We start from the raw sequence: 24,954 nt of genomic DNA on the forward strand, positions 1-24,954 counted from the left end.
TTCGGAAACAAATATCGAATGCCAACTACGGATTGAATTCGTAACTTAGCCCCATGTTTTTTCGTTCACGACGTTATTACCGAAGCGGTTTTCGCCTGCGCAGCAACACGCTGATTTTATTGTTTGTTTTTTTTCTGATCGGCCTTTTTCTTCACTACGGCGGTCGGACCGAACCCGTTGTCGCCTTCTGGAACGATGTCAAAAGTCTGGTCGGGATAAAGTCGGATCGAAAAGGACGCCAGGAATCCAATCCCTACAAAGCTCCGGAGCCCGGGCCGGAAGCAGACGCTGACAACACCGACACCGAAGCCTCCGACGACCGGTCGTTGCTGGAGAAGGCGAAAACGGCCGAAAAAGCGGCCCGCACGGCCCCGCGATCCGGGGTGGCCAAGACGCTGTTCGACTTCGAAAAAGCCGTTGATTTTACGCTGCCCGCGTTTGGGGCAACCGACGCGATCATCCGGCACGACGGTTACACGCTGCGGTACCGCGAAGCGTTCGAACAGGCCGATTGGGTGTCGTATCCGTTGCTGGAAAACGAAATTCTGGGCGATGCCGATCGCAAAAATGAGCAGTTTCAGCCCGATCCGATGGTCGAAACCGGCTCGGCGCTGTCGTCGGATTATACGCGCTCCGGCTACGACCGGGGCCACCTGGCTCCGGCGGGCGATTTTAAGTTTTCGCAGCAGATGATGCGGCAGACGTTTTACATGAGCAACATCAGTCCGCAGGTGCCGGAATTCAACCGGGGCATCTGGAAACAACTCGAAGAACAGGTGCGGGTCTGGGCGCTGCGCGACCAAGGACTTTACGTCGTTACGGGGCCGGTTTTGCGGTCGGGTCTGCCGACGATCGGCAAGAAAAACCGGGTTGCGGTGCCGGAATACTATTACAAGGTGCTTCTGTACTGCAACAATCCGGAAATCCGCATGATCGCCTTTCTGCTGAAAAACGAGGAATCGGACCGTTCGCTGAAGCAGTTTGTGGTCCCGGTGGACGAGGTGGAACGACGCACCGGCATCGACTTCTTTCCCAAAATTCCGGACAAGCTCGAGCAGCAACTGGAAAGTGCCCGACCGGCGCAACTGGTCGAAAACTGGTTTCGTTTCTGATGTCAGTTGATAGCCTTAAAATATCATTTCAACGCGTATTTCCCGCACTTTAGGGGCTTCGGGGTTTCGGTGGGCCGGAAAGTTGAATTACTTGTGATCGATTTCAGTAATTCACCGCCACTCTGTTTATTGACATGAACCCGCGACCGACACCGTTTCACTCGTTAAAGTCCATTCTGAACGTTGCTCTGAATGGCAACAAAGACCACGTTGAAGCCATCTGCCACCGAATGGGCATTGATCCCGGTGCGGTTTTCGACTACGTTTGTCAGGCGATGGAATACGGTACCGGGTATCAGCAAACCCAACCGCTGGCCGAACAATCCCGCGCCATTGTGCTGCGTCGGCTCGACAACCAGCAGTCCGCCCAGATCGAAGATATCGCCGATGAACTGGGGTTGTCGGTGCGGTCGCTGCAACGCCGGTTACAGGCCGAAGACGTGACCTTCCGGGAAATTATTGACTACGCCCGGCGCGACATTGCCCTGCGGCTGATTCGCACCAACCAGCACAACATCAACGAAATTGCGTGTGTCATGGGCTATGATGAACCAAGTTCGTTCCGCCGGGCTTTCAAGAAATGGACCGGCCACAACCCGAAAGCGTATCAGTTGGCGACTTGTTAGGGGTCGCTCCGTTGTGACCGGTGTTTGGGGCTGCGTACCCCGCACCTCGGGGAGGGGTACGCAGCCCCGGATTGCATCCGGGAATATCCATAGTCAACCCCTGGCGGGGTTGAGGAAAAAGCAGAAAAACCGCTGAGTCTCCAGCGGTTTTTCTGCTTTTGAGGGGGTGTTATCGCTTGGCTTCCAGGTCTTTCACCCAGTTCTGGGCAAACGTGCGGGCGGCCCAAACCGGCTCTTTGCCCATGCGGAACAACAGCTTCCAGGGGCCGGGTTTGTTGCGGTACTGGGGATTGACAAACTCGGTTTTGGAGCCTTGCCGGGTAAGCTGGGCGTCAAAATCAACCGAACCGGCCAGGGCGATAAAATCGTTCAGGCGTTGTTTCAGCACGGCATTCAGGTTGGATGCGGTTTTGTAGTCGGCCAGGCGTTTCTGGTAGGCTTTGGCATCCTGCTGCGATTTTTCCAGATTATCTTCCTCTTTGCTCATCTGCTGCGCCATCTGGTTCTGGAGCATCTTGTCGAAGCTGGCAATGTACTGTTTTTTGAACTCTTCCGGTTTTGTTTTCGACAGCGCCTGCAAGCGTTTCAGTTCGGCCAGTTCTTTGGTTTTGACGGTTTTTTCGGCCCCTTCGGCGGTTGCGAGATCCGCCTGCACCATCTGGATCTGGCTTTGAATCATCATCGCCAGCGTAGCGGGGGGCATCTGGCTATACGTGCTCTGAATCATCGCAGCCTGCTGATTGTAAGCCGATTTGACATCGTTCATCGACGTGGCCTGGGTTTGGGCGGCTTCCCGGGTCTGCGCATCGCTGACATTGTACTTGTTTTTCAGCCAGTCCTGATACCGGTTTTTGAAATCGCCCGATCCGGCATACGACCTGACGACGGCACCCAGGGCCTGAACAGCCGCCACCCGCGAATTGTCGGGGATTTTTTTGGCGAGCTGCCGGACTTTACCGGTATACTCAACCACCAGCTGATCCGTTGTAACGTTTGAAAAGACGGTTTCGTGAACCTGTTCGGGGGTCAGTCCCAGGTCGGTTACGATGTCGCCGGGACGGGCGGCAATCCACCACCCACCGGCCACGACGGTGAAGGCTATGACAAGAACATTCTTTTTCATGGTCAGACCGGCTTATTTGAATTTGGCGGTCAAACCCAGGCGCAGCACGGCAACGCCGTATCCGATTTCACCAAAACCGCCAAATTTCTCCGAGAACATGTACCGCGAACCAACGTGCAGACCCAAAAAGAGGGAGTTGCCGTAGGGGCTGTAGTAATCGCGGGCCGAACCGTAGGTATCGCTGTAGGAAGAGGTCCGCAGGCCGACCGAAATACCGGCATAGGGATCAAATTTATCGTCGCTGATGTTCAGAATTTCCCCAAAGTGGTAGGTGCCCCGGGCCGTGAAAAATAGAAACGTATAATTCCAGCGGTAGCCCCCGCTGTTGTAGCCGTAGCGGGCGAAGTCGAACGAGCCACCGACCGAAATGTTATCTTTCACCGTATATTCAAAGGATGCGCCGATGGGCAATCCCCGGTAGGTGTAGGTGCCCAGACCGACCCCGGCATTCAGAAATTTGTCGCCTTTTTCGACGGTTTGCGCTTTGGCGGCAGGCATGAGGGCGACGGCAAGCAGCCACGCCAGAATCGTGAGTAAGGTTAACTTTTTCATGTGTTTTTCGTATTTGTTGTTTGGTCCCACCGGTTTTGAGGACCGGTTTCTGTTACAAAGGTAGCGGCAGAAAACGACGCGGGAAGTGTCATTTTACGCAGAAATCGCGCATTTGACGACACTTCCCGACCGCTAACACATTCCGGTTTTCGCCTGAAAGGCGGTTTTTCTTACCAATTCGTGCTTTTGAAGGAGCTGCCCCCGATCATCAGCCATTTGCCGTCTTCCGTAAAACCGTATTTAAACGTTTGGATTTGTTTCTGCAGCTCCTCGGCCGTGGCTTTCCGGTTGAAATTCCGGTTGGACGCGCAGCTGTAAAAACCGCGAAACGATCCCTCGGTGGGGGTGATGGTAAAGGTTTGAGCCTGTTCGTTAAAATCGACTTTCCCCTTATAAAAACTGAACGATTCGGAGCGGCAGCCGTAGTCGTTGGCAACGCCGATGTAGAACATTTCAAAATGGCCGCTTTCCGTGAACTGGAACGCCACGGACTGCTCAAACGGATTGCCCTGGTAGCTGCCGTCGTAGCCCCAGAAGTTGGCCATCGCAAAATTGCCGTGCAGCCATTTTCCGGTCAGCCGGGCGGGTACAAAACCGCCCGGACCCAGCGCATCGTCTTGCTCGTTCGTGCAACTGGTGAAACTAAACAGCAAAGCGGTCGCTACCGACCCAATAAACAATAAGGTCACCTTTTTCATGTGTGGATCGATTTAATGGATACTAAACGGAAAAGCTAGGCCGGCGTGGTTCGCCGGGGATGACTTTGGGAGTGGGGCCTCAATTCGCCCAGCACGTCATTGATGTACTTTTCGCACAGCGCATTAGGGTGGTAGGTCGCAAATTCCGCACGGAGCCGCGCCACGTTCTGGCGGTAGCTGGCATCGCTGAGGACGGTTTTTACCTGCGTACGAATCTGCTCGGGGGTGGGGGTTTCGGTTTTCAGGTTGATCCCTAGTTTGAAGTACCCAATCCGGGCCGTGATCTCACTTTTCCCTTCGTGAACGCCCGCAGCCACCATCGGGAGGCCGTTCTGAATACCGAGCATCACCCCGCCGTAGCCGCCGTTGGTGACGTACACGTCGCAGTGCGGCATGATTTCGTTGAAGTCGATAAAATCTTCGATGATCAGGTTGTCGTGCGGAAACCGGGCCCGAAGTTCGGCCGTCTGCGAACCCCCCGTGGTGGCAATCACGAGCGTATCCGAACTTTTAAAGGCTTCGAGCGTCGGAACGATTATTTTTTCCGGGTCGCGCTCGACGGTGCCCTGCGTTACCAGAACGACGTTACAGTAGCTCTTTAGTTTATCGTACTGCGTGAACGTGGACCGGCTGCCGGTGCGGTAGGGCAGGAGCGGACCCACAAACCGGATGTTTTTTCCCAGGTCTTTCCGGGCGTATTCAAAACCGGGTACGCCACTCTGGAGATAAAGATCGGTGCTCCGAATCAGGGCATCAAAAAAGAAATCGTTGGTGGGGATCAGACCATGCTGTTGCAAAAGCTTGTTATACAGGTCTGTACACGGTTTCAGGAGCACGTTTTTGGTCAGGTAGCGGAGCACGTCCTGCCTGCGCTTTCCCCAGAAACCGTGCGCGGGGGTAAGGCCCATGCCGGCCGGGGGCAGGTCGTTCGATGATTCCGTTAACGGAACTATCCCAATCCCGACCACCGGCACGTTCAGCAGTTGTTTGATGAAGGGTCCGGCTGAAAAGAGTGTGTCGCAAACCAGCAGATCGAACGCAAATTCCTGGTAAATCCCGGTGATGTCGGCGACGAATTCGGGTGCCCGGTACAGGAAAACGTTGTTCATGTCGAACCGCAGCCGGGAAATCGTGCCTTTGATTTTTTTTCGTTCCGGAAACAAGTCTTCCAGATTTTCCTGGTTAACCACTTTGGCGGTTTTGAACGGAAAAACCGGGATGCCGATTTTTTCAGCTTTGGCCAAATAGGGACCACCGGTATACCAGCGAACGTCGTGGCCCAGCGACTGCAAATGCTTGGCGATGCCCGTCAGCGGGTTGAAATGGCCGTCGGCCGGAATGGTGGCGAAAAGAATCTTTTTAGCGTTCATGATGTGTTGGTTGATGAAGAAGGATCCGGTACGGAACGCCACCGGTTCAAACTGTAAGGTAGGGTAAATCCGGCCGGATTCCCGCTTGTCGTTCGGAACTGGAAACCGCCGAAAAACCGGAAAACGGCATCAGATTACGGAAGCATACTGGGGTGAAATGCAGTAATAATACAGGCACGAATGGCCGGATTGATTGCGCAGGGTGTGCCGAATGCCGGGTGCTACGGTCAGCGATTGCCCGGCCGTCAGCCGGATCCAGCGGTCGCCGACAAAAATTTCCAGTTCGCCGTATTCGACCGAAAAATATTCTTCTTCGTCGGAATGCGTGTGCAGGGCCGTTCCGCAGGCTCCGGCGGCCAGCCAGACCACGCCGGTATCAATTTTGGAGTGCGGCAGGCTCGGCAAAAACCAGTATTTGATGCCGCAGGTAGCGGCTAGATCGAGGTCCGCTTCGCGGATGGCGACGTGGGACAGGTTGAGCGTGGCCTGTTGGGTGGCAAAATTGTTCATAAGTTTCCGCGGTGCGGGTCGGATTGTTGTTTACAGACGATGGAAAGCCGTAGCTTCCGGTTTCAAAGGTCCTGCTTTGGCCCGATTCGAGGAAGGGAATGCTGAATGAACATGAAACTTTGGGTGATGAACTGGAAACTTTTCGGGCTGAACCTGTCCCGCAAATGGCGGCCCGGTTTGGAAAGCAGGGAAAAACCGGCTCCGGAAGAATCTGGTCTTCTGGATTGATTCGAGGTTGAGTTCCCCGTAAACACCAGAGGAGCGTTCTGATCGAACGCTCCTCTGGTGTTTAAAACCGTATTTTAACAGGATTGTCTAGGCCAGCTGGCCCTTCAAAGGCAAAACGACTAGGTTTTCTGCTTCTTTTTCTTGGCCGCCGGAAACAGGATGTTGTTCAGAATCAGGCGATAACCGGCTGAGTTGGGGTGCAGGTTCAAATCGGTTGGTTCTTCGTTGATCTCGTGCCGGTAATCTTCCGGATCGTGGCCGCCGTAGAACGTGAAAAAGCCCTTGCCGTAGGGCGCGTGGATGTAGCGGGCTTCGTTGGCGGCCCGGTTTTCGGCCAGCACCACCACCTCCGGTTTAATCAGTCCTTTTTTGAAGGCCGTCGTCTGTCCCATGAACCCTTTAATGATGTTCAGGTGATTTTGTGTCAGCATGGTCGGGATGGGATCCCATTTGGCCGAAAACTGAAACAGCGTAAAATAATCGTTTTGTTCGATCAGGCCGCGTTCTTCGGGCTGGTTGTCGATGTTGGAAAACTCAATCTGGTACGGATTGATGTAAACCTGAAAATTCCGGAAAGCCAGCGTCTGGCTGTAGTCGAGTTTGCTGTTGGCCGCCGGATCGGCGGGATCGCCGTCGTAAATGGATTCGGCAATGTCGGTTTTTTGCGTAGCCAGCGCAATGTCGTACGTATCGGTTGCATTGCACATGGCGAACATATAACCACCGCCGAGGCAGTAATCGCGGATTTTCTGAACCACGCTGCGTTTCAGTTCCGACACCTTGCTCACGCCGTATTTCTTGGCAATCAGTTCGGCTTCCCGTTTTTGTGCCTGGTACCAGGGCTGGTCGCGAAACTGGAAAAACTTGCCGTATTGCCCGGTAAAATCTTCGTGGTGCAGGTGCAGCCAGTCGTACTGAGCCAGTTTCCCATCCATCACGTCTTCGTCAAAAACCGTCTCGTACGGAATTTCGGCGTAGCTCATCACCAGCGTGACGGCATCATCCCACGGCTGCTTGGTTTTGGGGGAGTAAACGGCCACTTTAGGGGCTTTCTGTAATTTAACGGCGTCCATGTTGGCGTCGGGCGAGGCCACTTCCGCCAGAATCTGGCCGCCCTGTGCGTCGGAAATTACTTCGTAACTGACGCCCCGGATCACCATTTCATTGACAAACCGCTGGTTGTGCGGCACCATAAAGCTACCACCCCGGTAATTGAGCAGCCAGTCCACTTCGGTGTCGTATTGGCGCAACACCCAGTAGGCGATACCGTATGCTTTCAGGTGATTCTTCTGATTTTCATCCATCGGAATCAGGATTTTCGACGCCCAGACCGGAGTCGTTAATGCCAAAATCAGGATGAGCGGTAATAGCAGCCTTTTCATCGGTAATCTTTTTTTAGCTGTTTTCAGTAGCTTTGTCTCTACTGAAGTTCAACGAAGATAAGCAATTTTTATGCTAATCGTTTGGTAGGAAAGGGGAATCAGGGCTAAAAGAACGACGTAAAATCGTTCCATTCCGCCTTTTTCCGGTTTTCCTGCTTTTATAACCCCAAAACCTATGAATCTGCTCGAAAATATTCGCGAAGGGATTCGTTCCATCATTTCCAACCGGCTGCGAACCATTCTGACTTCGCTCATTATTGCCATTGGCATCACGTCGCTGGTAGGAATTCTGACGGCCATCGACGGTTTGCAGAGTTCGGTCGACAGCAGTTTTGCGGGGCTGGGGGCCAATACCTTTGATATTCAGGGGCCTCAAATGTACCGGCGGTTTGGCGGCCGTTCCGAAAAGCGCGTACCTCCCATCGATTACCACCAGGCCATGACGTTTAAAAGGCGGTTTCAGCAGGGTGAAAATATTTCGGTCTATGCCGCCGTGACGGGCGCTGCGCAATTGAAATACGGATCAAAAAAAACCAATCCGAACGTTCAGTTGACGGGTGTCGATGACAATTTTCTGGGAATCAAAGCCATGAAGTTGCAATCCGGTCGGAATTTTTCCGCGGTCGATCTGGAAAATTCGCTCAACGTTACCATCATCGGCAGCGAAGTTGCCAAAACCCTGTTCGACCGCAACCAGAATCCGCTGAACAAGGAAATCAACGTCCTGGGTGGGAAATACAAGGTGATCGGCATCCTGGACAAGAAAGGCGGTTTTTCGGGAGGGAGCGATGATCGGATGGTGCTGGTACCGCTGGAAAATGCGCGGGCGATGGCCGCCAACCGGACGCTGACGTTTGACATTACGGGTTCCGTTCCGAACATGGGCGATGCCGAAACCGCCGTCGACGAAGCCCGGGGACTGATGCGGCAGATTCGGCGCGATCCGTTGGGGCGGCCCGATTCGTTTGAAATCAAGCGCGCTGACGAACTTGCCAAGGACTTCGAAAACATCACCAGCTACCTCCGGATTGGCGGTTTTGGCATCGGTTTCATTACGTTACTGGGCGCATCCATCGCGCTGATGAACATCATGCTGGTGTCGGTCACGGAGCGGACCCGCGAAATTGGCATCCGAAAATCGCTGGGGGCGACGCCGAAGCGGATTCGGGAACAATTCCTGATTGAGGCCATTGTCATCTGCATCATGGGCGGACTGGGCGGTATTTTGTTGGGAATTGGGATCGGCAACCTGATTTCGTCGATTGTCAGTCAGGGCAACGGGGTTTTTGTGGTTCCCTGGTTCTGGATGGCGATTGGAATCCTGGTTTGCGTGACCGTCGGTTTATTTTCGGGAATTTATCCGGCGTTCAAAGCCTCCCGACTCGACCCGATCGAAGCCTTGCGCTACGAATAAGGCGGTTTTGTAAATGAATTTCTCCTAAAATGCGGTTTTTTCGCCCGGACGACTTGCAAAACCGTTCGACATGGTTACTTTTGCACCCACGTTCGCTGAGCGACGCGCCGTAGGAATGCCGGGATGGCGGAATCGGTAGACGCGTTGGTCTCAAACACCAATGTCTGCAAGGGCATGCCGGTTCGAGTCCGGCTCCCGGTACATTTAACACCTTACAAAGATCTGATTTTCAGTGATTTGCAAGGTGTTTTTGTTTTACTGCTGTAACATTGCTTAAACAAATTATTACAGATAGTAACGATTAGTCGTCGGCATTGAGACATTTTTAATAACCATTCTCCAGGCTCAATTCAGCCACTAGTTATATGAGAACTCATTCTTGGACTTGATGGATTGCCCTTCGGGCGCGGTAGCTTCGCGAGTGGTATCACCTGCCAATCGCTTTTTACCGGCTTCCAAAAATTCGATTCAGCTTCGGCGGACCAATCTGGCGGTGGTTGATGGTGGTATTGAGTCCTTCTCGTCGGTAGATTTCAGCGACTGACTGTTCACCTTGCAAAACTTCCAGGACGATGCGAATCTTTTCTTCAGTGGTGTATTGGCGTCGGGTTTGACCCGGTGCCGGTGCGGCTGGATGTCTTTAATAATGAATTGGGCAGGTTTGCGTTCAGCCGAAGGATTAGTAGCTGTACGTTTTGATTGGGATTTGACCGATTTGGACATAAATAAGGTAGTTTGGGAAAGAGAATTTAGATAATTGTCTTTCCCATTTTCATCTCTTCTATCAACTTTCATTTGACGATGTATACTTCCTATGGGTTTCAATAGTTTGCAAAGAACAAAAAAAGAGAGGTGCCCATTGCGGAACACCTCTCTTTCTTACCTTCAAAAATTGATTAATTCTGCACAGCCAACGGGTTGTACAAAATTTCATCTTCGGGAATCTGAAGGGTCATATTGGCTACCGGTAAACTGGACTTGGTAACATGGTTGGCAGAGCTGGCTCTGTCCACAGGGATATTCCAGCGCTTGTTGTTGTAGAACTCGCGGCCGCCTTCACCCCAAAGTTCGATGCGGGTTTGTAGCTGCACCATTTGTAAAGTAGTGAGCCCCTGCATCGCAGGATAAGTAGCCGTAGTTAGCGGTGTCACTCCTGTTTTGGTACGGGCAGCCAACAGCCGGTCGAGCGTTGCTTTGGCAGCAGCTTCTGTGGCTGGCGACATCGCTTCAGCTTCAGCCTTCATAAGCAGTACTTCCGAAGAACGCATGTAAAACGCCGTTGAAGCGCCTACATCAATTTTGTTGTTGCTGTTCAATCCGTGGGTAGCTGCGAATTTTAGGTTAGTATACGAAGGAATAAAGGCAACCGTGTTGTTTGGCGGATAGGTGTAGTTGCCAATGGGTTCCAGCGAAAATGCATCTTTACGGAAATCATTGGGTGCGATTTTTTCATACAGTCGGTTATCAATCCTCTTGTAAGCTCTTTCCAGCCCTCCGTTACCTCTACCGAAGGGATTCATGTAAGCGGTAAAGTAAGTATTAGCAGCACCAAGCGGGAAACCTAAAATGACCTCCGGATTTTGCGTATTATTGAGAAAGCCATTGGTTTCCGGCCTTATTTCGGGAGCTGCTGCGGTGCCTATGTTCTTACCTCCGTACTGCGCCTGACTCAGAAGCGTCGGATACTTTGCCAGAATCTCATTACACGCACTGATCGCAGTAGCCCAGTCCCCAGTCCATATCGATACACGTGCCAGCAGAAAATTGGCCACAGCCAGATCGATATCCGTTATATCAGCCGTATAGCCAATCCCAGCCTCTTTGAACAAGGCAATGGCACGGTTCAGGTCGTTTTTGATAAAGGCATACGTTTCTACAGCGGATGAACGAGGCTTGTTTTCCTGAGTGGGTTGAAACCGGTCATACAAAGGAAGGCCAAGTTTGTCCTTTCCGCCCTGCAGGAAGGCGTTCTGATAATTTTCCATCAGGTAGTTGTACCCATAGGCTCTGGCAAACAATCCTCTGGCTTTGCATTCCTTCAGAAAGTTGTTGCCGGCCACGGTTTCATCCGGAAGATAATTGAGCATCTGGTTTGCAGTGGTAATACAAAACCAGCCATACCTCCAGTAATTACCATTCTTTGCGTTGGCAGTTCCAATGAAGTCACCAAGCTGATATTCGATTGAACCGGAGAGTACGTTCAGCCCTTCCTGATCACCCAGAATGATATCATTTCCTTCAATGGAGCGATTGACATCCAGGCCTTGAGTGGAATAATACATGTCCGCAACGCCCGCACCTGTGGCACCTGCGTTGTTGAACAGCAGGGGCATGGCGTTGGCCATACCACCCATGACGATCCGGATCTTGGCCTCGTCACCCGATGCTAGAAGTTCGGCTATTTGCTTGTCGGTAATGCTGTGTGGCGGTTCCACTTCCAGCTTATCGGCACACCCAGAAAATAGCAGCATACCCGAAACTGCCAAACCCGTTATATATTTATTGAGAATACGCATCTTTCGACTAATTAAAAGTTTAAATTAATACCCACCGAAAAGGTGCTCATAGGCAGATACACGGCGGCCCCTACTTCCATTCCACCGACCAGCGACATCCGCGGATCGATACCTGAGTGAGCCGTCAACATCGCCAGGTTGTCGCCGGATGCATACACCCGTACACTTTTTGTTTTCAACCTGTCCAGGATGGGGCCACTAAGCGTATAACCCAAGGAGAGGTTTTTGATATTCAGATAAGAAGCGCTGAATAAAGCCTGATCTGTATATTGCCATGGCCCAAAGGTTGAACCGCCCGTATAGAACGTATCCCCATAAAATGCCATCGGGAATTTGGCGTCTCTGTTCTCAGGTGTCCAGGTATTTCCCAATACTTCTTTCGATAATGCGTTCCCTATGTTCCCCGATCGGTACAGGTGGTTGGCATATTCCACACTCAGGAATTTCCCCCCCAGCTGGTAGGCCAAGATAGCGGTGAAGTCGAAACCTTTATATTGAAAGCTTGTAGAAAAGCCGCCAATAATTTTGGGAATCGCACTACCCATTTCATACCGGTTGGCCAGCGTGTAATTAGTGGTGCTAACAATTTCTCCCACTCTGCTGTCCTTAAAGCGTCCTGCATCCTGGTCTTCCTGCGTAACGGTGTGATGGAACAAGGGCAAGCCTGTGCTCTGATCCACTCCCGCATACTTGTAGAGATAAAGGTTGTAGTAATCCTTATTTTCACCCCGCAGGTACATGATCTGGCCGGCAGTGTTAGCACCGCCATTGGCAATTCCCCATCCATCGATGAAGCCTGTAAAGTTTCCGCCCAGTGATGGCGAACCTACACTTTTGGGAAATTTAGTCAGAATGGTGCGGTAGTGGGTACCATTCAATCCGATGCTCCAGTTGATATTTTTGTTTTGGATGAGTTTGATGTCCAGGGCAATTTCCACACCGCGGTTGACAATTTCAGCGTTGTTCAGGGTGAGTGAAGCTTGTCCCATTGAAGCGGCAAGAGGCTGTGCAAACACGGAGTTTACCGTCTTCTTGTTGTATACATCGATGGTTCCACTCAATCTCCTGTTTAAAAGGGTGAAATCGATACCGGCATCAAAGGTATGCGTGTTTTCCCAGGTTAATTTATCATTTACGGCAGCACCTTGCTGAAGGGTGTACGTTGCAGGAATACCTGCTCCAGCCGTTGAGCTTGTGTAAACCGCACCGTAGCTCCAGGTCTGATAACCCGAATAGTTGCCGATACCGCTCTGGTTACCGATAACTCCATAGCTGGCCCGTAGTTTCAAATCGTTGATGATTTTGCTGGATCCCTGCATGAATTTTTCCTGAGAAATACGCCATCCTCCACCAACAGACCAGAATGTGCCCCAGCGATTCTCGTTGAATCGGAATTTAGACGAACCGTCTCTGCGCAGCGAGCCTTCCACAAAATACTTGTCGTCATAGTTGTACACCGCCCGGCCAAAATAGCTATCCATGGTCGTGATGTCTCCACCATAACCCGGAACACCGAACGGTGCGCCCGCTGTATTGTACCGGCTGGTGAAGTTACCTGCGCCGGTAAACCCATTGATCAGCGAATACGCGGAGGCAAAGTTCACCAGATCACTTTTAAATTGGTAGAATTCATGGGCAGCCAATGCCGTAACGGAGTGGCGACCAAATTCCTGACCCCAGTTAAGCAGCTGCTGCGTGTTGAAAACGCCGGTGTTCGTATAATACTTACCAATCGCACCTATCCCTACTACCGCTCCCGTCTCAGGCGTACCATAACGCGTCCGCTCTTCCGTAAAGCGGTCATACGAAATGTTGTTGGTAAAGCTGAAATTCTTGAGGAAATTCACCGTAAAATACCCTTTAAGGTTCAAATCGTGCGATTCCCTACGATCGATGTCTTTATCCAACAGGTCGATCAGGTTGGTAGCGTAAAGCGGTTGGCTGGTGGTTCCGTTCGGGAACGTACCGGGCTGAACGCCAAGGGGCGAATAGGTATCATTCGCATTATCAGATACCATGTCGGTGCCGTTCGGATTTTTACGGATATTTCCCTGAAGGTCTCTGGCGAACAACGGTACGAGTTGATTCTGTCCATTCACCCACCGGAACGCGTTTTGCTGCACGGTTCCGGGGTTACGTCCGAAACGGGTAGCCGGCGATTGGGTATTCCGCATACTGTAACCCAGATTTGTTCCTACTTTCAGCCAGCTGGTGAGTTGCGCATTAATATTTGTCCGTGCGTTGTAACGCTTAAAGGTCGACCCTCTGATATAAGAAGGATCTTCCAGCAAACCCAAAGAAACAAAGTAATCCATTTTATCGGAGCCACCGCTGGCCGATACAGTATGCTCCTGACGGAACATTTTTTCGAAAAAGTAATCCTTGTACGATCCGGCTTCCCAAAGTGGTCTTGCATCCGGATTTAACTTGCCCGTAGTAGGGTCAATCAGGTACGCACCCGACATGGTCGCACTGGCATTGGCTCCGCTACCGGTGGTGGTATACACGGCGCCCGGCACATCATAGGCCATGTAGTTCCCCAATAGGTTCATGGCAAAGTTTGTCTTTGATCCCGTGTAATCGAATAAATGAGAACTGGCAAACAAACCGGCCGCTTCATGAGACATGTTTGGATTGGCCACATTCGTCGTGAATTTACCGTCGGTAGATGATCCGCCGTTCACACCGTAACGTGCGGAGTTGTAGATGGCCAGCCAGGCATGTTCATAAATGTCTTTGGCATTATCAATGAGATCAAACCGCAATCCACCCAGATAATTGAATCCAGCCCGAGTTTGTACCGAAATATTCGGTTTCCCTTTTGTTCCTCTTTTAGTCGTCACCAGCACAACCCCATTTGCTCCTCGCGAACCGTAAACGGCAGTGGAAGCGGCATCTTTCAGCACGCTGATGCTTTCAATGTCCTTCGGATTGATGGAAGACAGTGCATTGGGGTATTCAGTGGGCACACCATCGATCACGATCAGGGCATTGGAGCTGTTCTGGCTGGTAGAGCCCGCTCCGCGTAAACGAATACCCATGTCCAGACCAGGCTGTCCATCAATGGAAGAGACCTGAATCCCGGGGACCACACCTTCAAGGGCTCTGGTAACCGTGGAGTTTGCCTGCACAGAAATGACTTTAGAATCAACCTGTGATACCGCACCAGTAAGCGTGCTTCGCTTGGCGGTACCGTACCCGATCACGACTACTTCGCTAAGCTGATTGTCTGCCGCAGCCAGATTAATGTCAATAGTTTTCCTGTTGCCCACAACGGTTTCCTGGGTGGTGTATCCGATAAAGGAGAATACCAGGGTGGAATTTGCATTAGGAACATTTGGGATGGTAAAAATTCCATCGGAATTGGTGACAGTGCCGATCGTTGTCTCTTTAACGATCACACTCACCCCGGGCAACGTGGCCCCTGAAGCATCGGTTACCTTACCCGAAACCCTCACCTGTGCATAAAGGCTTAGACTAAAAAGCAGGTTGCACAGAATGAGTAAGGATCCTTTTCTTTTGATCGTAATGATTTTGAGCATACGTGAATGAGAAAAAAAGTGAATAATAAAATGGTAAAATAATTGGTGTAAGAATAATGGTATTTACATGTTGCAAAAGCAAGTGAGAAGAAACTTCTCCTTACCTAGAGTATCCAAAAATTTATTATTTTTTTGCAATTTTAAGATAAAGCCAGGTTTTCTGAACAGCTTTTACTTTGGATGGGCGATAGTCCGGAACTTAATCCGCCGGGCCGCCCGAGCGGTAGAATTGGTCTGGAGGTATCAAATGCGTAGCTTGAGGAACCAATGGGGCCGCCCAAGCGGTCTTTATCAATTTAGCTCAACTACGGGTAGCGATTCAGGAAGAAGATAAAATGATGGATAAAAGCTTCTCCCTTCTTTCGGAAGAAGTCCTAATTATAGATTAATAATCTCTTCTATAAGGAGGAATTGCGGTTTTTGATGTGTTACTAAAACCGGTGAAGATATAACATTAAGTAACCGTCAACAAACTCGTGCCTATTCGGACAACTCGCAGCAGTACGATTAAGTATAAGCTGGTACGAATCATCAACTTAAATGTGTTTTGATTTTCACTTCCTCATTTTCCTTGAAAAGAACCCTAACACTACAGCCACTACTTCATTTCAATTATTAATTGCTACTCAGCTTGAAATATAATCTATATCAAATACCGCTGACCAAAAAGAATAATTGTTTTTGAGTAGCTTTTTTAGCAGAATATTTAACCAATTTAAGTCTTTCAGGACTGAATTCTTACCCGCTACGTCTGTAGGTTGGATAAAATTAGCCTGGACAAATAATGCATTTCCGTCATATGCTGGGAGCGTTTTTGCGAGACCCTTGTATAGGTAACATTTTTGTATAATATGCCCAGCCTGCTTAGGCAAAAAATCCACAGCAGCCAGTAAAAGCAACTTTTACGTTTCGTTTACATTCTTTTACTAACCTCCAACACATCTCAGCAAAAAGACTGGTAGGTTTGTTGAAAGTCGTTGGTATCAAAAAGGAAAAAGGATGAACTACCCCACGTATATGCTTTATTCTTACTGTCTGTTTTTCTCACTTCCTGTGGTCAAATCCAAACAAACTCACCTAAAGATACTAACAAGTCCGAAACCAAAGACATAGTCACTTCCTATGGGCCTAACACCATGGTTCGGAATGTAAAGCAAGATAGAAACGGAAATATTTTGATTGCCTCATGGAAGGGTATTTTTCGATACGACGGAAAATCGTTCACCAATCTCACCAGTAAAATAAGTTTGCCCAGCTTCTGGGATGTCCTGGAAGACCGAAAAGGAAATCTTTGGTTCGCTACCAGGGATTCAGGGGTTTATTATTACAATGGAAAATCCTTTCAACATTTTACAACCAGGGAAGGACTTGCCAATAATTTTGTTTGTAAAATTTATGAAGATAGAGCCGGCATTATTTGGTTCGGCACCGGAGAGGGAGTAAGCCGTTACAATCCCAGCCGGGCAGGTGGGCGATCTTTTCGAAATTTTACAACAAAAGACGGACTTTCCAATAATGGTCTTACTACCATCATGGAAGACAAAACCGGGAAACTATGGTTTGGCACAAGGGGTGAGCCCTGTTTTTATGATGGAAAGACATTTACGGTTTTCAGAAATAAAGATGGTAAAGCCTTTAACAACGTTTGGTCGATCATCGAAGATAAAAAAGGCACTATTTGGCTCGGTGACAATGATGGTCTTTGGCGCTATGACGGCAGCACCTATACACTGGTATCGAAGAGAGGTGCTTCAGCGATGATCGAAGATAAAAAAGGTAACATCTGGACTACGGGTAGTGTACATCCTCCTAATGGAAAGGTCTGGGCACTTTCACGGTACGATCAACAATCGTTGTACAATGAGAAGCCAACTGTAACCGAAATAATGTCAATAGAAGGACCGGGAATGCTTTGTGGGATTCAGGAAGCGAACGATAGAAGTATTTGGTTTGGCGCTATGGGGTCTACAAGTGGGGTGTTTCGTTATAATGGAAAACCATTACGGACTTTAGAAGGAAAGAGGATCAGAAATAAGGTGTATTGCCCCACCTGCTACTTTCTGCTCATTACTAATTAATATGGTTTTACTTTAAACTTAAATAAAATGAAAAAATTAGTTGTGTTTATTCCGGCTGTCCTCCCGGTATTATTTCTCCTAAATTCTTTTGTGCTAAAAGAAAAGGAAGCAAAAAGGAAACCAATGAAAAAGGGCAATTCAGCGGGGATTGTCAACATCATTTTTAAATCTACGGATGGTGGACAAACCTGGCAGGACATTAGCAAAGGGCTGCCTGAAAATTTGCAGAGAGCAGGTGTACCGAGAGATGGTTTCATTGCAAATGACCGTGGGCTCTATTTACGTACCGGAAATGGGATTTATCACCGTGAGCCAAATTCCACAACCCCTTTTTGGACAAAAGAGATCTTCCCTGGTAATCAACGCAACATTGTCCCTGGCAAGAATGGGATATTTGCCTATGATTTCAAGGGTCAATTTTTACAGAAAATAAACGGATCGAGTGATTGGTCACCCGTATATAAGGATTTTCAAGAGCAAGCCGTACGCCTAAACGGAACGATAGATTATTATTACACGAATTATAAAGTAAAATTTGTACGCACCGTTTTTGAAACGGCCGGAGGCACAGTTTTCATCATTTCCAGCAACAGCCTTTTTAGATCAACGAACCAGGGAAAAACCTGGAAACAAGTGCATGTTGGGGGCGGGGATATGAAATTGGTAGAGTCAAACGGTGTCCTTTTGGCTACCTACAGAGAGGGAATAGTAAGATCCACCGATGATGGTCAAAACTGGGATCGTGTAATCAGTGAAGAGGGTGCTGGCATCGCTGTGGAACGGATTGATGGAGGATTTGCGGCTATAGTAAACAACCCAACAACCCAAACAAACAGCCTACACATTTCAATGGATAATGGAAAAATCTGGAATGCCATCGATGAAGACCTTCAGCCTTCCTGGAGTAGTCTCTTGCTGAAAAGAATAGGCTTACGTCAATCTTCATCGGATATTTTATCAATTAAACAAATGGGTAACTATTTGCTATGTGGTCGCTCAGATGGTTTATTCCGGTCATCTGACATGGGCAAAACATGGCAACAACTGGTACTTCCTCCTACAGAAAAGTATGGCTTCAATTTAGCTGTTTCGGGCAACGTGATCTATATCATACCCAATAAAGGATGTTGAAAACTCCAAACTCAGAAATAATAAGTATGCTGTGACCTTAGCCCATATCTTGGACAGTCAAACTTGGAGAATCGGGCTGGTTTTGACCTTGACCCAAATCTTGGACAGCCAAAACTAGAAAATCAGGCTTTCCTTTTCTTTGTTTTTTATCCCCTTTCCAACTTCATCAGGCGTCAAATTACCTAACGAACTGTGAGGACGGTATGAGTTATATTCATGTCGCCAAGCTTCGATCTTGTCCTGAGCATCTTCTAAGGACAAGAACCAATGAGCATTCAAACACTCATCGCGAAAACTCCCGTTGAAGGACTGCGCGGGCAGCCCCGTCAATAAACGGGTTATCAGTGGGTTTCCCGGGTCGAGAAAAATCCAAGGTTACCTGGTTATCATACGCCCGCACGGGCGGCCCCGCATTTATCCAGCGCTTTTGATATAAACTCGCTACCATTGTCCACCTGTATTCGGTTCGGTACGGCTAAATTTACCACCTTTAATTGATTCATTACAGCGACAACGTCTTCGCCTTTCAGCGACTGACCGACATGGATTGCCAGGCACTGTCGGCTAAAGTTATCGACTACAGTTAAAGCCCGAATTTTCCGGCCGTCAAACAACTGATCCGCTACGAAGTCCATGCTCCAACTTTGCCGGGTGGCCGGTGCCATGAATAGTGGAGAGCTTAGGCCTGTCGAGTCGATGAGAGGCCGCTCTATTTCGTTTTGGACGCTTGTTACGGAGGTTCAAACCTTCTTCACAATACACGCGATGGACTCGTTTGTGATTATCCCGCCAGCCTTCCCGGCGCAGCAGTACATGAATCCGTTTATAGCCATAACGAATTCTAACCTGGGCAATTTCCCTGATCCTACGACGGACAGCCGTGTCATCACGCCGGTGCGGTTTGTAATACGGCACCGGCCGCCCGGCAACAAGATCTCTGAAGTTGCACAATCGAGCAGGCGCGTAAGGTTGGAACTCGGTAATCACTCATTAAGCTAGCGGCCAGCATCCGCTTCTGGGCTGGCCTTAAAGCTTTTTTTTGAGCACATCTTGTAACATTTGCTTATCTAAGCTCAGGTCAGCTACAAGTTGCTTCAATTTCTGATTTTCCTCCTCCAACTGCCGAAGTTTTCGTAGTTCTGGAACCCCTAAACCAGCGTACTTCTTTTTCCAATTGTAGTAGGTAGCCTCACTGACTCCCATCTTCCGACAAACTTCTGCAACTGGCACCCCCGTGTCAGCCTGACGGAGTGCAAAAATGATTTGTGCTTCGGTGAATTTCGTCTTTTTCATGAGCGATTTCGGATTGTTTAAGTTATCAAAATCGCCCGAATTTCTCTACTTGCTCAGTGTCCAGTTTTCAGGGATAAGGTCACCCCGGATTCGTTCTGGTTTTCCGTACTGTTCCAACAGTTGATTCAGAAACCGAGTTACTCGTAGGGCAGGTAGCGAATAGTCAACCTCTATGCCTAGTGCTTGCCGATTATAGTCATCGACTACATTTAGGGTCCGAAATTTCCGACCACCCATTGATGTATCACAAGTGAAATCCAGCGACCAGCATTCATTACAAGCCTACGCTTTGGGCAGCGGCTGACACTCATCCGTCAGCCGCTTCTTAGTTTTCCGCCGCAAACTCAAGCCCAAACTTTTGTACAACTCCTTATTCTTTTATGGTTAACTATCTGTCCCTGTTTACGAAACCGACTATAGATTTTCAACAAGTACCAGTGTTGTAACGCCGAGCCAGTTTTTCAATCCGACGACATAGCGCCTGGTCCCTCTTTAGTCTAACCAATTTTGTGCGCCAATAACCTTGTTGGATTCCTAAAAAAACGGTACGAAAATTTGGTAAATCATCGATTGAACCAAGTCAAAAAGTCTTCTAGGAATGAGGGCTAGTATGTTTCGGCTAGCGTAAGGACATTAGAACTGGTATCGTTTGCCTACCACCGTTACGTTGCTTCGACGGCCCTGTTCGGGTACGACCGATGCGGGCTGGGGCCGCTGAATAAGGTGGTTTGGCAAACCGATCGATTGGTCGTAAAGTCTAAGCCCGACCGGGTGCCCGACCGTGGCATCAACGTGCAGCATGAGCTGCTTGCTGAGGGGCAAACCGGTAAATAGCATATCATAAGCCGGGCCATCGGGTGTCTGTTCGGTCTGGATTGGCAGCGCTTCGCCGTTGACGCTGAGGCTATTGATGCGACCCGCCATTCCCGGAAACAAAACCGCTTCAAGATGGGCGGCCCCACGAACCGAATGCAGCCGCAGGGTGAGGTAGCGGTGGCCATTGCGGGTGCTGTCGGTTAGTAGCTCGGCTCCTGGTGGGGCGACGTCAATGGGACGGGCGGGTTGCCTGAGGTAGCTGTTCCAGGCAACCAGGTGGCCGTTGGGAAACACTTCAGTCAGCTGACCGTATGACGGGTTGGTAAAAAACTGCCGGTTCCAGGGGTCGGGCCTTTCCAGGGAATACGAGGCCCAGAATGCCCGCTTCGTATCGGCATTCAGATAGTAGGCCGTTTGCGTATGCAGGGGCTGGCTGTCGCTCGGCGCTTCGTGGTAAATAGCAAAACCCAGGAGCGCGGCTCCTGACAGGAGGGACACCAGGGTCACCGCGGACGCTTTTCGCCAGCGTAGACCACCGTCGATAGCTAACCACTGGGGTAATAACAACAGAAGGAATAAACTTAGCAGCACGACCGACGCGACGGGCAGTTGCAGATCGAAGGTAATAAACAGCAGGTACGCCATTGGTAGCACAATGCCAATTGTAGGGCAGGCCGACAGCAACATAAAGAGAGTACTGGTTAAGGGGTGGGGTTGTCGCTGGGCCAGCCAAGTCAGAAACACCATCCCCAGCAAGGCCCCCAGCAGCGGAAACAGTAAAAAATACGAACCGGCGGGTAGCCAGACGGCCAGGACTCCGGTCAGCACGAACACCAATCCGTAGGCACTCAGGACCAATGCCAGAGGCCGCAGCCAGCGGAGAAAGAGTCGAATCAGTACCCCGAACAGGCCGACGGTCAGCAGCAGATACGCTCCGAAGAACAGGTGGGCGCCGTACGTGCCATTGAAAAAATGCCAATACGGCAAAGCCCGCACCACCCCCAGATTGATACCCCAGCAAGCGCCCCCCAGCATAATCAGCAGCAACAGGCTTAAGCCGAAACCGCCCAGAAACTGAGCGAAGGTAAGTTGCTTCTGTCGGCGACTGACCATCAGGACAAGGATTAAGGTAGCGGTTAACAGGGCAATCCAGAATCCGTTCAGGGACATGGGATAGTGCACTAACCAAGTGCCGAAGCCGTTGAAAAATACTTTGTCGGGTGCCCGGACCTGGTCGAGTGACCCGTTGGCAAAGTGTTGCACCAGCGCCAGCATCGTCTCGCCATGGTGTTGCAGACCATTCTGGTCGAGATTTTGGGGCGAATCAGTTAGCTTATGGTAGTGCACAAAGCCATCGAGAAAAGCCGCATTGACGCCGGCGTAACCAGCCTCGCGCAAGGGGGTGAAGTCGGTGTTGTTAGGCAGCAATCGGTAGATGGTGTACATGAGCGACGAGGTCAGCGGGTGGGGCATGGCCTGGGCCAGGTGCTCGACAATCCAGCCGTTTTGCTCGCTCATCTCAAACAGCAGGCTCGGTCCGCGATTGCCCCGCGATTCGAGGTTAATCACAAAGCCGACGTCTTTGGCCCAGGGGTGGCGCAAAAACGCCCGGGCACCGAATAGTCCGTTTTCTTCGCCGTCGGTGAAGAGCACAATCAGATCGTGTTGCAGCGGATCGGACTGCCGCAGCGCCCGCACCGCTTCCAGAATGGCCACTACCCCTGCGCCGTCGTCGGCAGCGCCAAGGGTATTGGGCTGCGAATCGTAATGAGCCAAGACCAGCACGGACTTTCCCGACTGGCGGCCCTTCAGCCGGGCCATTACGTTATAGACATACCCCGCTCTGGAGGCCACACTCAGCACCGCCCCTGACGTAGGCAGCGAAGCGGGCTTGGTTGGCGGCACCACTACCGTAGCTTCCTGGACCTGTGGCTGTAGGCCCAGTCCCCGCAGAGCCGCCAGCAAATAAGCCCGCACACGGGGGTGGTCGGGTGTACCGCTGGCATGGGGTTGGCGGGCAATCTGACGCAGGTGGCCCATGGCCCGTTCAGCCGAAAACTCGGTCCGTGGGGCTGTGGCGGGCCGGGCGGTTGGCGGCTGCATCAGGTGAATGCTCCAGTAGCACAAGCCAAGGATAGCCAGCAATAACACCAGCGACTGGCGGATCGATGAAGTAGTGAACAGGTCGGTCATGCACAAAAGATACGGAGTATTATCGAATCATACGGGTAGAGCCAAGCGCTTTATAACCGGGTAATGAACCTGGATCGTTGCCACATCGGTAGCGAAGGTTTGTTGAGTTTGAAGCCGGCAGTTCCGATCAGTACTTCATTGGCTTTTTATACTTCATACTTCACTAAACTGGTGTTCTGTATTAATTTCAGGATGCTGCTGTTAGGCCTGTCGGTCCGGACAATGACTGGGCAGGAGGGCTCAGAAGAATCCGCCTGGTAGCCGAAATCACTCCTGGACCATCAAAATTATCCGTTTGGTAAGACGCTGATTGTTTTGGAAAAAGCGCTAGTTGATCTGGTAGCTGACAAATGCGATTTTCTGACTATCGGGACTCCAGGAGGGAACATTGATGGTCCCCTGACCACCGAAAAAGACGGGCGTGAGGTCTTTAATGGTTTGGGTTTTGAGGTCCATCAGCCGAAGTTTGACCTTTTTACCAAACGAATGATTTTGCTTTTCGTCGGACGTATAGGCAATGTAGGCAAGCCACTTATTGTCGGGGGAGGGGTGAGCAAACCAGTTGGAGTTTTCATCAAAGGTCAACTGTTCGGGCTTTGACCCATCGGCCAGCATTCGCCATATTTGCATGTGGCCGGTGCGGTAGGAGTTAAAATAAATGTATTTTCCATCAGGTGAATAATCAGGACCGTCGTCCAGACCTTCCGTGGTGGTCAATCGTTTTTCGATGCCGCCTTCTATACCAATGGTGTACACATCGAAATTTCCATTCCTTACGGCGCAATACGCCAATATTTTCCCATCAGGGCTCCAGCCATGCCAGAATGAAGGTACTTCGGGAGTCACCCGGCGGGGTTCTCCACCCTGGATAGGCACTACGTAGAGCGCTGATTTATACGACACGGGTGAGGGGTTGGTTTTATCATTGTGACTGATAACCAGCCATTTCTTATCGGGTGAAATCCCGTGATCGTTGTTGCATTCTGTCGCAAAACCCGTGTTCAGGTGGGTTACTTTTTTGGACCCCAAATTCAGCGTGTACATCTTTCCCTTGCTGTTGAGAATGAGGTAGTTGTCGGGATGCCAGTTCGGTGCTTCAAAGTGGGCTTTGATCGCCAGTACGGTATCGATCTTACCGGTTATGATGTCAAGCGTTTGAATAAAGCTGGTGGTGTCTTTCCGGCTTTGGGCTACGGTATTCTGCGAGCCAATTAGCCAGCAACAAAGTAGGATGGTCCAATGGATGCGAAAGTGAAAGGCTGTCAGCGAAAACGTAGGGCTCATAAAATACGGTTTTAAGAGGAAGGAAAAACAGATTAAAGCAAAAGTATCATTTTTAATATCATCTAAAAAAAAGATGATATTAAAAACTAGTCATACTCTCTGCATATAAAATTATATAAACTGGCGTATGGTTTACCGGGATAAGCCCTATCTTTAGGCCGCTTCCAGAAAAGTATCGGGTTAGAATGACGAGATTCAATGAGAACGATTTCATTGCACACCTATCGATTGATTGTGTGATCTTTGGCTACCAGGATAAACAACTGTACGTGCTGATCTCCAAATTGAAATTTGAGCCACGCAGTTGGTCGCTACCTGGTGGATACATTTTTAAAACGGAGGGGATTGACCAGGCGGCCCGTCGGATTTTGCAGGAACGGACTGGCCTGGATCATATTTATCTGGAGCAGTTTCGGGTGTTTGGTCACGAAACCCGCATTGCTGATAGCCCTTACCGGGAGGTGGTCCAGTCCGCATTACGCCAATCCGATCCGCAGCGATTTGATGTTCAGGCGATCGAGTGGATGACGAGCCGGTTTATTTGTATTGGCTACTATGCCCTGGTAGACATCAGCAAAGTCGATCCGAAAGCGGGCGAGTTCGATGAGTATTTAGAGTGGTGCAGTGTCCACGAGCTTCCGGAAATGATCCATGACCATGGTCAAATTTTTACGGCTGCCCTCGAGTCGCTTCGCGGGCATTTAGACCAAAAACTTCTTGGCTTCAATCTGTTGCCCGAAACCTTCACCATGCGTCAGGTACAGCAACTCTACGAAGCGGTGTACAACCGGGCCTTTCCAATCAATAATTTCCAAAAGAAAATCCTGGATTTGGGTGTATTGGAGCGCCTTCACAAGAATTATACGGGTGCCGCCAATACCGCCCCTTACTTGTACCGGTTTAAAAAATAAGGTTGGTTAAGAAACAATCGGCCCTCAGTCCTAGCGGTTTTTGCTTCCCGGTTTTCAGGTCGGATACAACTGCGCCGAAGCAGCCGGGTGTTTTCGGCGAAAAGACCGAAGGCTTCCGGTTTCCATGCTCTGGCAACCATCGCTCGTTTTGGATAGTATTGACACCTTGGCTGGC

General features: G+C 50.1%; 16 protein-coding genes, 1 tRNA gene and 3 pseudogenes. 7 read left to right on the forward strand and 13 right to left on the reverse strand.

The features are described 5' to 3' along the window. Positions 1 to 53: 53 nt before the first annotated feature. Positions 54 to 1,112: a DNA/RNA non-specific endonuclease gene (locus tag ACYVHX_RS24755; RefSeq protein WP_460674387.1), complete on the forward strand. Its 1,059-nt coding sequence runs from the start codon at positions 54 to 56 to the stop codon at positions 1,110 to 1,112. A gap of 134 nt (positions 1,113 to 1,246) precedes the next feature. Further along, complete coding sequence (locus tag ACYVHX_RS24760; protein ID WP_460674388.1) at positions 1,247 to 1,738, forward strand: helix-turn-helix transcriptional regulator; 492 nt, start codon at positions 1,247 to 1,249, stop codon at positions 1,736 to 1,738. Between the two features lie 169 nt (positions 1,739 to 1,907). Here ACYVHX_RS24760 and ACYVHX_RS24765 read toward each other — a convergent pair whose 3' ends face one another. The 6 genes from ACYVHX_RS24765 to ACYVHX_RS24790 all read right to left on the reverse strand — a co-directional run bounded on the left by ACYVHX_RS24765 (position 1,908) and on the right by ACYVHX_RS24790 (position 7,601). Further along, positions 1,908 to 2,861: a hypothetical protein gene (locus ACYVHX_RS24765; protein ID WP_460674389.1), complete on the reverse strand. Its 954-nt coding sequence runs from the start codon at positions 2,859 to 2,861 to the stop codon at positions 1,908 to 1,910. 12 nt (positions 2,862 to 2,873) lie between these two features. Next, positions 2,874 to 3,413 carry a hypothetical protein gene (locus ACYVHX_RS24770; RefSeq protein ID WP_460674390.1) on the reverse strand — a complete coding sequence of 180 codons (540 nt, stop codon included), beginning with the start codon at positions 3,411 to 3,413 and terminating at the stop codon, positions 2,874 to 2,876. A gap of 170 nt (positions 3,414 to 3,583) precedes the next feature. After that, positions 3,584 to 4,111: a hypothetical protein gene (locus ACYVHX_RS24775; protein ID WP_460674391.1), complete on the reverse strand. Its 528-nt coding sequence runs from the start codon at positions 4,109 to 4,111 to the stop codon at positions 3,584 to 3,586. Positions 4,112 to 4,146: 35 nt separating this feature from the next. Then, entirely contained in the window at positions 4,147 to 5,481 is a 1,335-nt protein-coding gene (locus ACYVHX_RS24780; protein ID WP_460674392.1) for a glycosyltransferase, read from the reverse strand. 129 nt (positions 5,482 to 5,610) lie between these two features. After that, the gene (locus ACYVHX_RS24785) at positions 5,611 to 5,991 is read right to left on the reverse strand and encodes a cupin domain-containing protein (RefSeq protein WP_460674393.1); all 381 of its coding nucleotides are present in this window, start codon (positions 5,989 to 5,991) and stop codon (positions 5,611 to 5,613) included. A gap of 347 nt (positions 5,992 to 6,338) precedes the next feature. Then, positions 6,339 to 7,601 (reverse strand): asparagine synthetase B, encoded by a 1,263-nt coding sequence (locus tag ACYVHX_RS24790; RefSeq protein WP_460674394.1) that lies wholly within the window; start codon positions 7,599 to 7,601, stop codon positions 6,339 to 6,341. 175 nt (positions 7,602 to 7,776) lie between these two features. On the opposite strand from ACYVHX_RS24790, the gene ACYVHX_RS24795 reads away from it, so the two are divergent. Both ACYVHX_RS24795 and ACYVHX_RS24800 read left to right on the forward strand, forming a co-directional pair. Further along, positions 7,777 to 9,015, forward strand: a complete 1,239-nt coding sequence (locus ACYVHX_RS24795) for an ABC transporter permease (RefSeq protein ID WP_460674395.1) — start codon at positions 7,777 to 7,779, stop codon at positions 9,013 to 9,015. Between the two features lie 117 nt (positions 9,016 to 9,132). Continuing rightward, positions 9,133 to 9,216: transfer RNA gene (locus ACYVHX_RS24800), tRNA-Leu, on the forward strand. A 183-nt stretch (positions 9,217 to 9,399) separates the two neighbouring features. On the opposite strand, the pseudogene ACYVHX_RS24805 reads toward ACYVHX_RS24800, so the two are convergent. The 3 genes and pseudogenes from ACYVHX_RS24805 to ACYVHX_RS24815 form a co-directional block, all read right to left on the reverse strand. Next, positions 9,400 to 9,738 (reverse strand): annotated as a pseudogene (locus ACYVHX_RS24805) (transposase); the annotation flags it as partial. Positions 9,739 to 9,911: 173 nt separating this feature from the next. Further along, positions 9,912 to 11,531, reverse strand: a complete 1,620-nt coding sequence (locus ACYVHX_RS24810; protein WP_460674396.1) for a RagB/SusD family nutrient uptake outer membrane protein — start codon at positions 11,529 to 11,531, stop codon at positions 9,912 to 9,914. A gap of 11 nt (positions 11,532 to 11,542) precedes the next feature. After that, the gene (locus tag ACYVHX_RS24815) at positions 11,543 to 15,073 is read right to left on the reverse strand and encodes a SusC/RagA family TonB-linked outer membrane protein (protein WP_460674397.1); all 3,531 of its coding nucleotides are present in this window, start codon (positions 15,071 to 15,073) and stop codon (positions 11,543 to 11,545) included. Between the two features lie 1,136 nt (positions 15,074 to 16,209). On the opposite strand from ACYVHX_RS24815, the gene ACYVHX_RS24820 reads away from it, so the two are divergent. Continuing rightward, the gene (locus tag ACYVHX_RS24820) at positions 16,210 to 17,151 is read left to right on the forward strand and encodes a ligand-binding sensor domain-containing protein (protein WP_460674398.1); all 942 of its coding nucleotides are present in this window, start codon (positions 16,210 to 16,212) and stop codon (positions 17,149 to 17,151) included. Positions 17,152 to 17,178: 27 nt separating this feature from the next. Beyond that, complete coding sequence (locus tag ACYVHX_RS24825) at positions 17,179 to 18,282, forward strand: WD40/YVTN/BNR-like repeat-containing protein (protein ID WP_460674399.1); 1,104 nt, start codon at positions 17,179 to 17,181, stop codon at positions 18,280 to 18,282. Between the two features lie 114 nt (positions 18,283 to 18,396). Here the strand turns inward: ACYVHX_RS24825 and ACYVHX_RS24830 are convergent. The 4 genes and pseudogenes from ACYVHX_RS24830 to ACYVHX_RS24845 all read right to left on the reverse strand — a co-directional run bounded on the left by ACYVHX_RS24830 (position 18,397) and on the right by ACYVHX_RS24845 (position 23,868). Then, a pseudogene (locus tag ACYVHX_RS24830) lies at positions 18,397 to 19,575 on the reverse strand (IS3 family transposase). A gap of 45 nt (positions 19,576 to 19,620) precedes the next feature. Further along, positions 19,621 to 19,839 (reverse strand): annotated as a pseudogene (locus ACYVHX_RS24835) (IS3 family transposase); the annotation flags it as partial. 369 nt (positions 19,840 to 20,208) lie between these two features. Beyond that, positions 20,209 to 22,584: a M20/M25/M40 family metallo-hydrolase gene (locus tag ACYVHX_RS24840; RefSeq protein WP_460674400.1), complete on the reverse strand. Its 2,376-nt coding sequence runs from the start codon at positions 22,582 to 22,584 to the stop codon at positions 20,209 to 20,211. 327 nt (positions 22,585 to 22,911) lie between these two features. Continuing rightward, entirely contained in the window at positions 22,912 to 23,868 is a 957-nt protein-coding gene (locus ACYVHX_RS24845) for a TolB family protein (RefSeq protein ID WP_460674401.1), read from the reverse strand. 185 nt (positions 23,869 to 24,053) lie between these two features. Here ACYVHX_RS24845 and ACYVHX_RS24850 point away from each other — a divergent pair, with 185 nt between their 5' ends. Further along, positions 24,054 to 24,779 (forward strand): NUDIX hydrolase, encoded by a 726-nt coding sequence (locus ACYVHX_RS24850; RefSeq protein WP_460674402.1) that lies wholly within the window; start codon positions 24,054 to 24,056, stop codon positions 24,777 to 24,779. Positions 24,780 to 24,954: the final 175 nt, after the last annotated feature.

It is taken from the genome of Larkinella ripae, from assembly GCF_054780775.1.

Excerpts from the sequence above, each read along its gene's own strand:
- ACYVHX_RS24755 (WP_460674387.1), top strand. The coding sequence starts at position 54 with ATGTTTTTTCGTTCACGACGTTATTACCGAAGCGGTTTTCGCCTGCGC.
- ACYVHX_RS24760 (WP_460674388.1), top strand. The coding sequence starts at position 1,247 with ATGAACCCGCGACCGACACCGTTTCACTCGTTAAAGTCCATTCTGAAC.
- ACYVHX_RS24765 (WP_460674389.1), bottom strand. The coding sequence starts at position 2,861 with ATGAAAAAGAATGTTCTTGTCATAGCCTTCACCGTCGTGGCCGGTGGG.
- ACYVHX_RS24770 (WP_460674390.1), bottom strand. The coding sequence starts at position 3,413 with ATGAAAAAGTTAACCTTACTCACGATTCTGGCGTGGCTGCTTGCCGTC.
- ACYVHX_RS24775 (WP_460674391.1), bottom strand. The coding sequence starts at position 4,111 with ATGAAAAAGGTGACCTTATTGTTTATTGGGTCGGTAGCGACCGCTTTG.
- ACYVHX_RS24780 (WP_460674392.1), bottom strand. The coding sequence starts at position 5,481 with ATGAACGCTAAAAAGATTCTTTTCGCCACCATTCCGGCCGACGGCCAT.
- ACYVHX_RS24785 (WP_460674393.1), bottom strand. The coding sequence starts at position 5,991 with ATGAACAATTTTGCCACCCAACAGGCCACGCTCAACCTGTCCCACGTC.
- ACYVHX_RS24790 (WP_460674394.1), bottom strand. The coding sequence starts at position 7,601 with ATGAAAAGGCTGCTATTACCGCTCATCCTGATTTTGGCATTAACGACT.
- ACYVHX_RS24795 (WP_460674395.1), top strand. The coding sequence starts at position 7,777 with ATGAATCTGCTCGAAAATATTCGCGAAGGGATTCGTTCCATCATTTCC.
- ACYVHX_RS24810 (WP_460674396.1), bottom strand. The coding sequence starts at position 11,531 with ATGCGTATTCTCAATAAATATATAACGGGTTTGGCAGTTTCGGGTATG.
- ACYVHX_RS24815 (WP_460674397.1), bottom strand. The coding sequence starts at position 15,073 with ATGCTCAAAATCATTACGATCAAAAGAAAAGGATCCTTACTCATTCTG.
- ACYVHX_RS24820 (WP_460674398.1), top strand. The coding sequence starts at position 16,210 with ATGGTTCGGAATGTAAAGCAAGATAGAAACGGAAATATTTTGATTGCC.
- ACYVHX_RS24825 (WP_460674399.1), top strand. The coding sequence starts at position 17,179 with ATGAAAAAATTAGTTGTGTTTATTCCGGCTGTCCTCCCGGTATTATTT.
- ACYVHX_RS24840 (WP_460674400.1), bottom strand. The coding sequence starts at position 22,584 with ATGACCGACCTGTTCACTACTTCATCGATCCGCCAGTCGCTGGTGTTA.
- ACYVHX_RS24845 (WP_460674401.1), bottom strand. The coding sequence starts at position 23,868 with ATGAGCCCTACGTTTTCGCTGACAGCCTTTCACTTTCGCATCCATTGG.
- ACYVHX_RS24850 (WP_460674402.1), top strand. The coding sequence starts at position 24,054 with ATGACGAGATTCAATGAGAACGATTTCATTGCACACCTATCGATTGAT.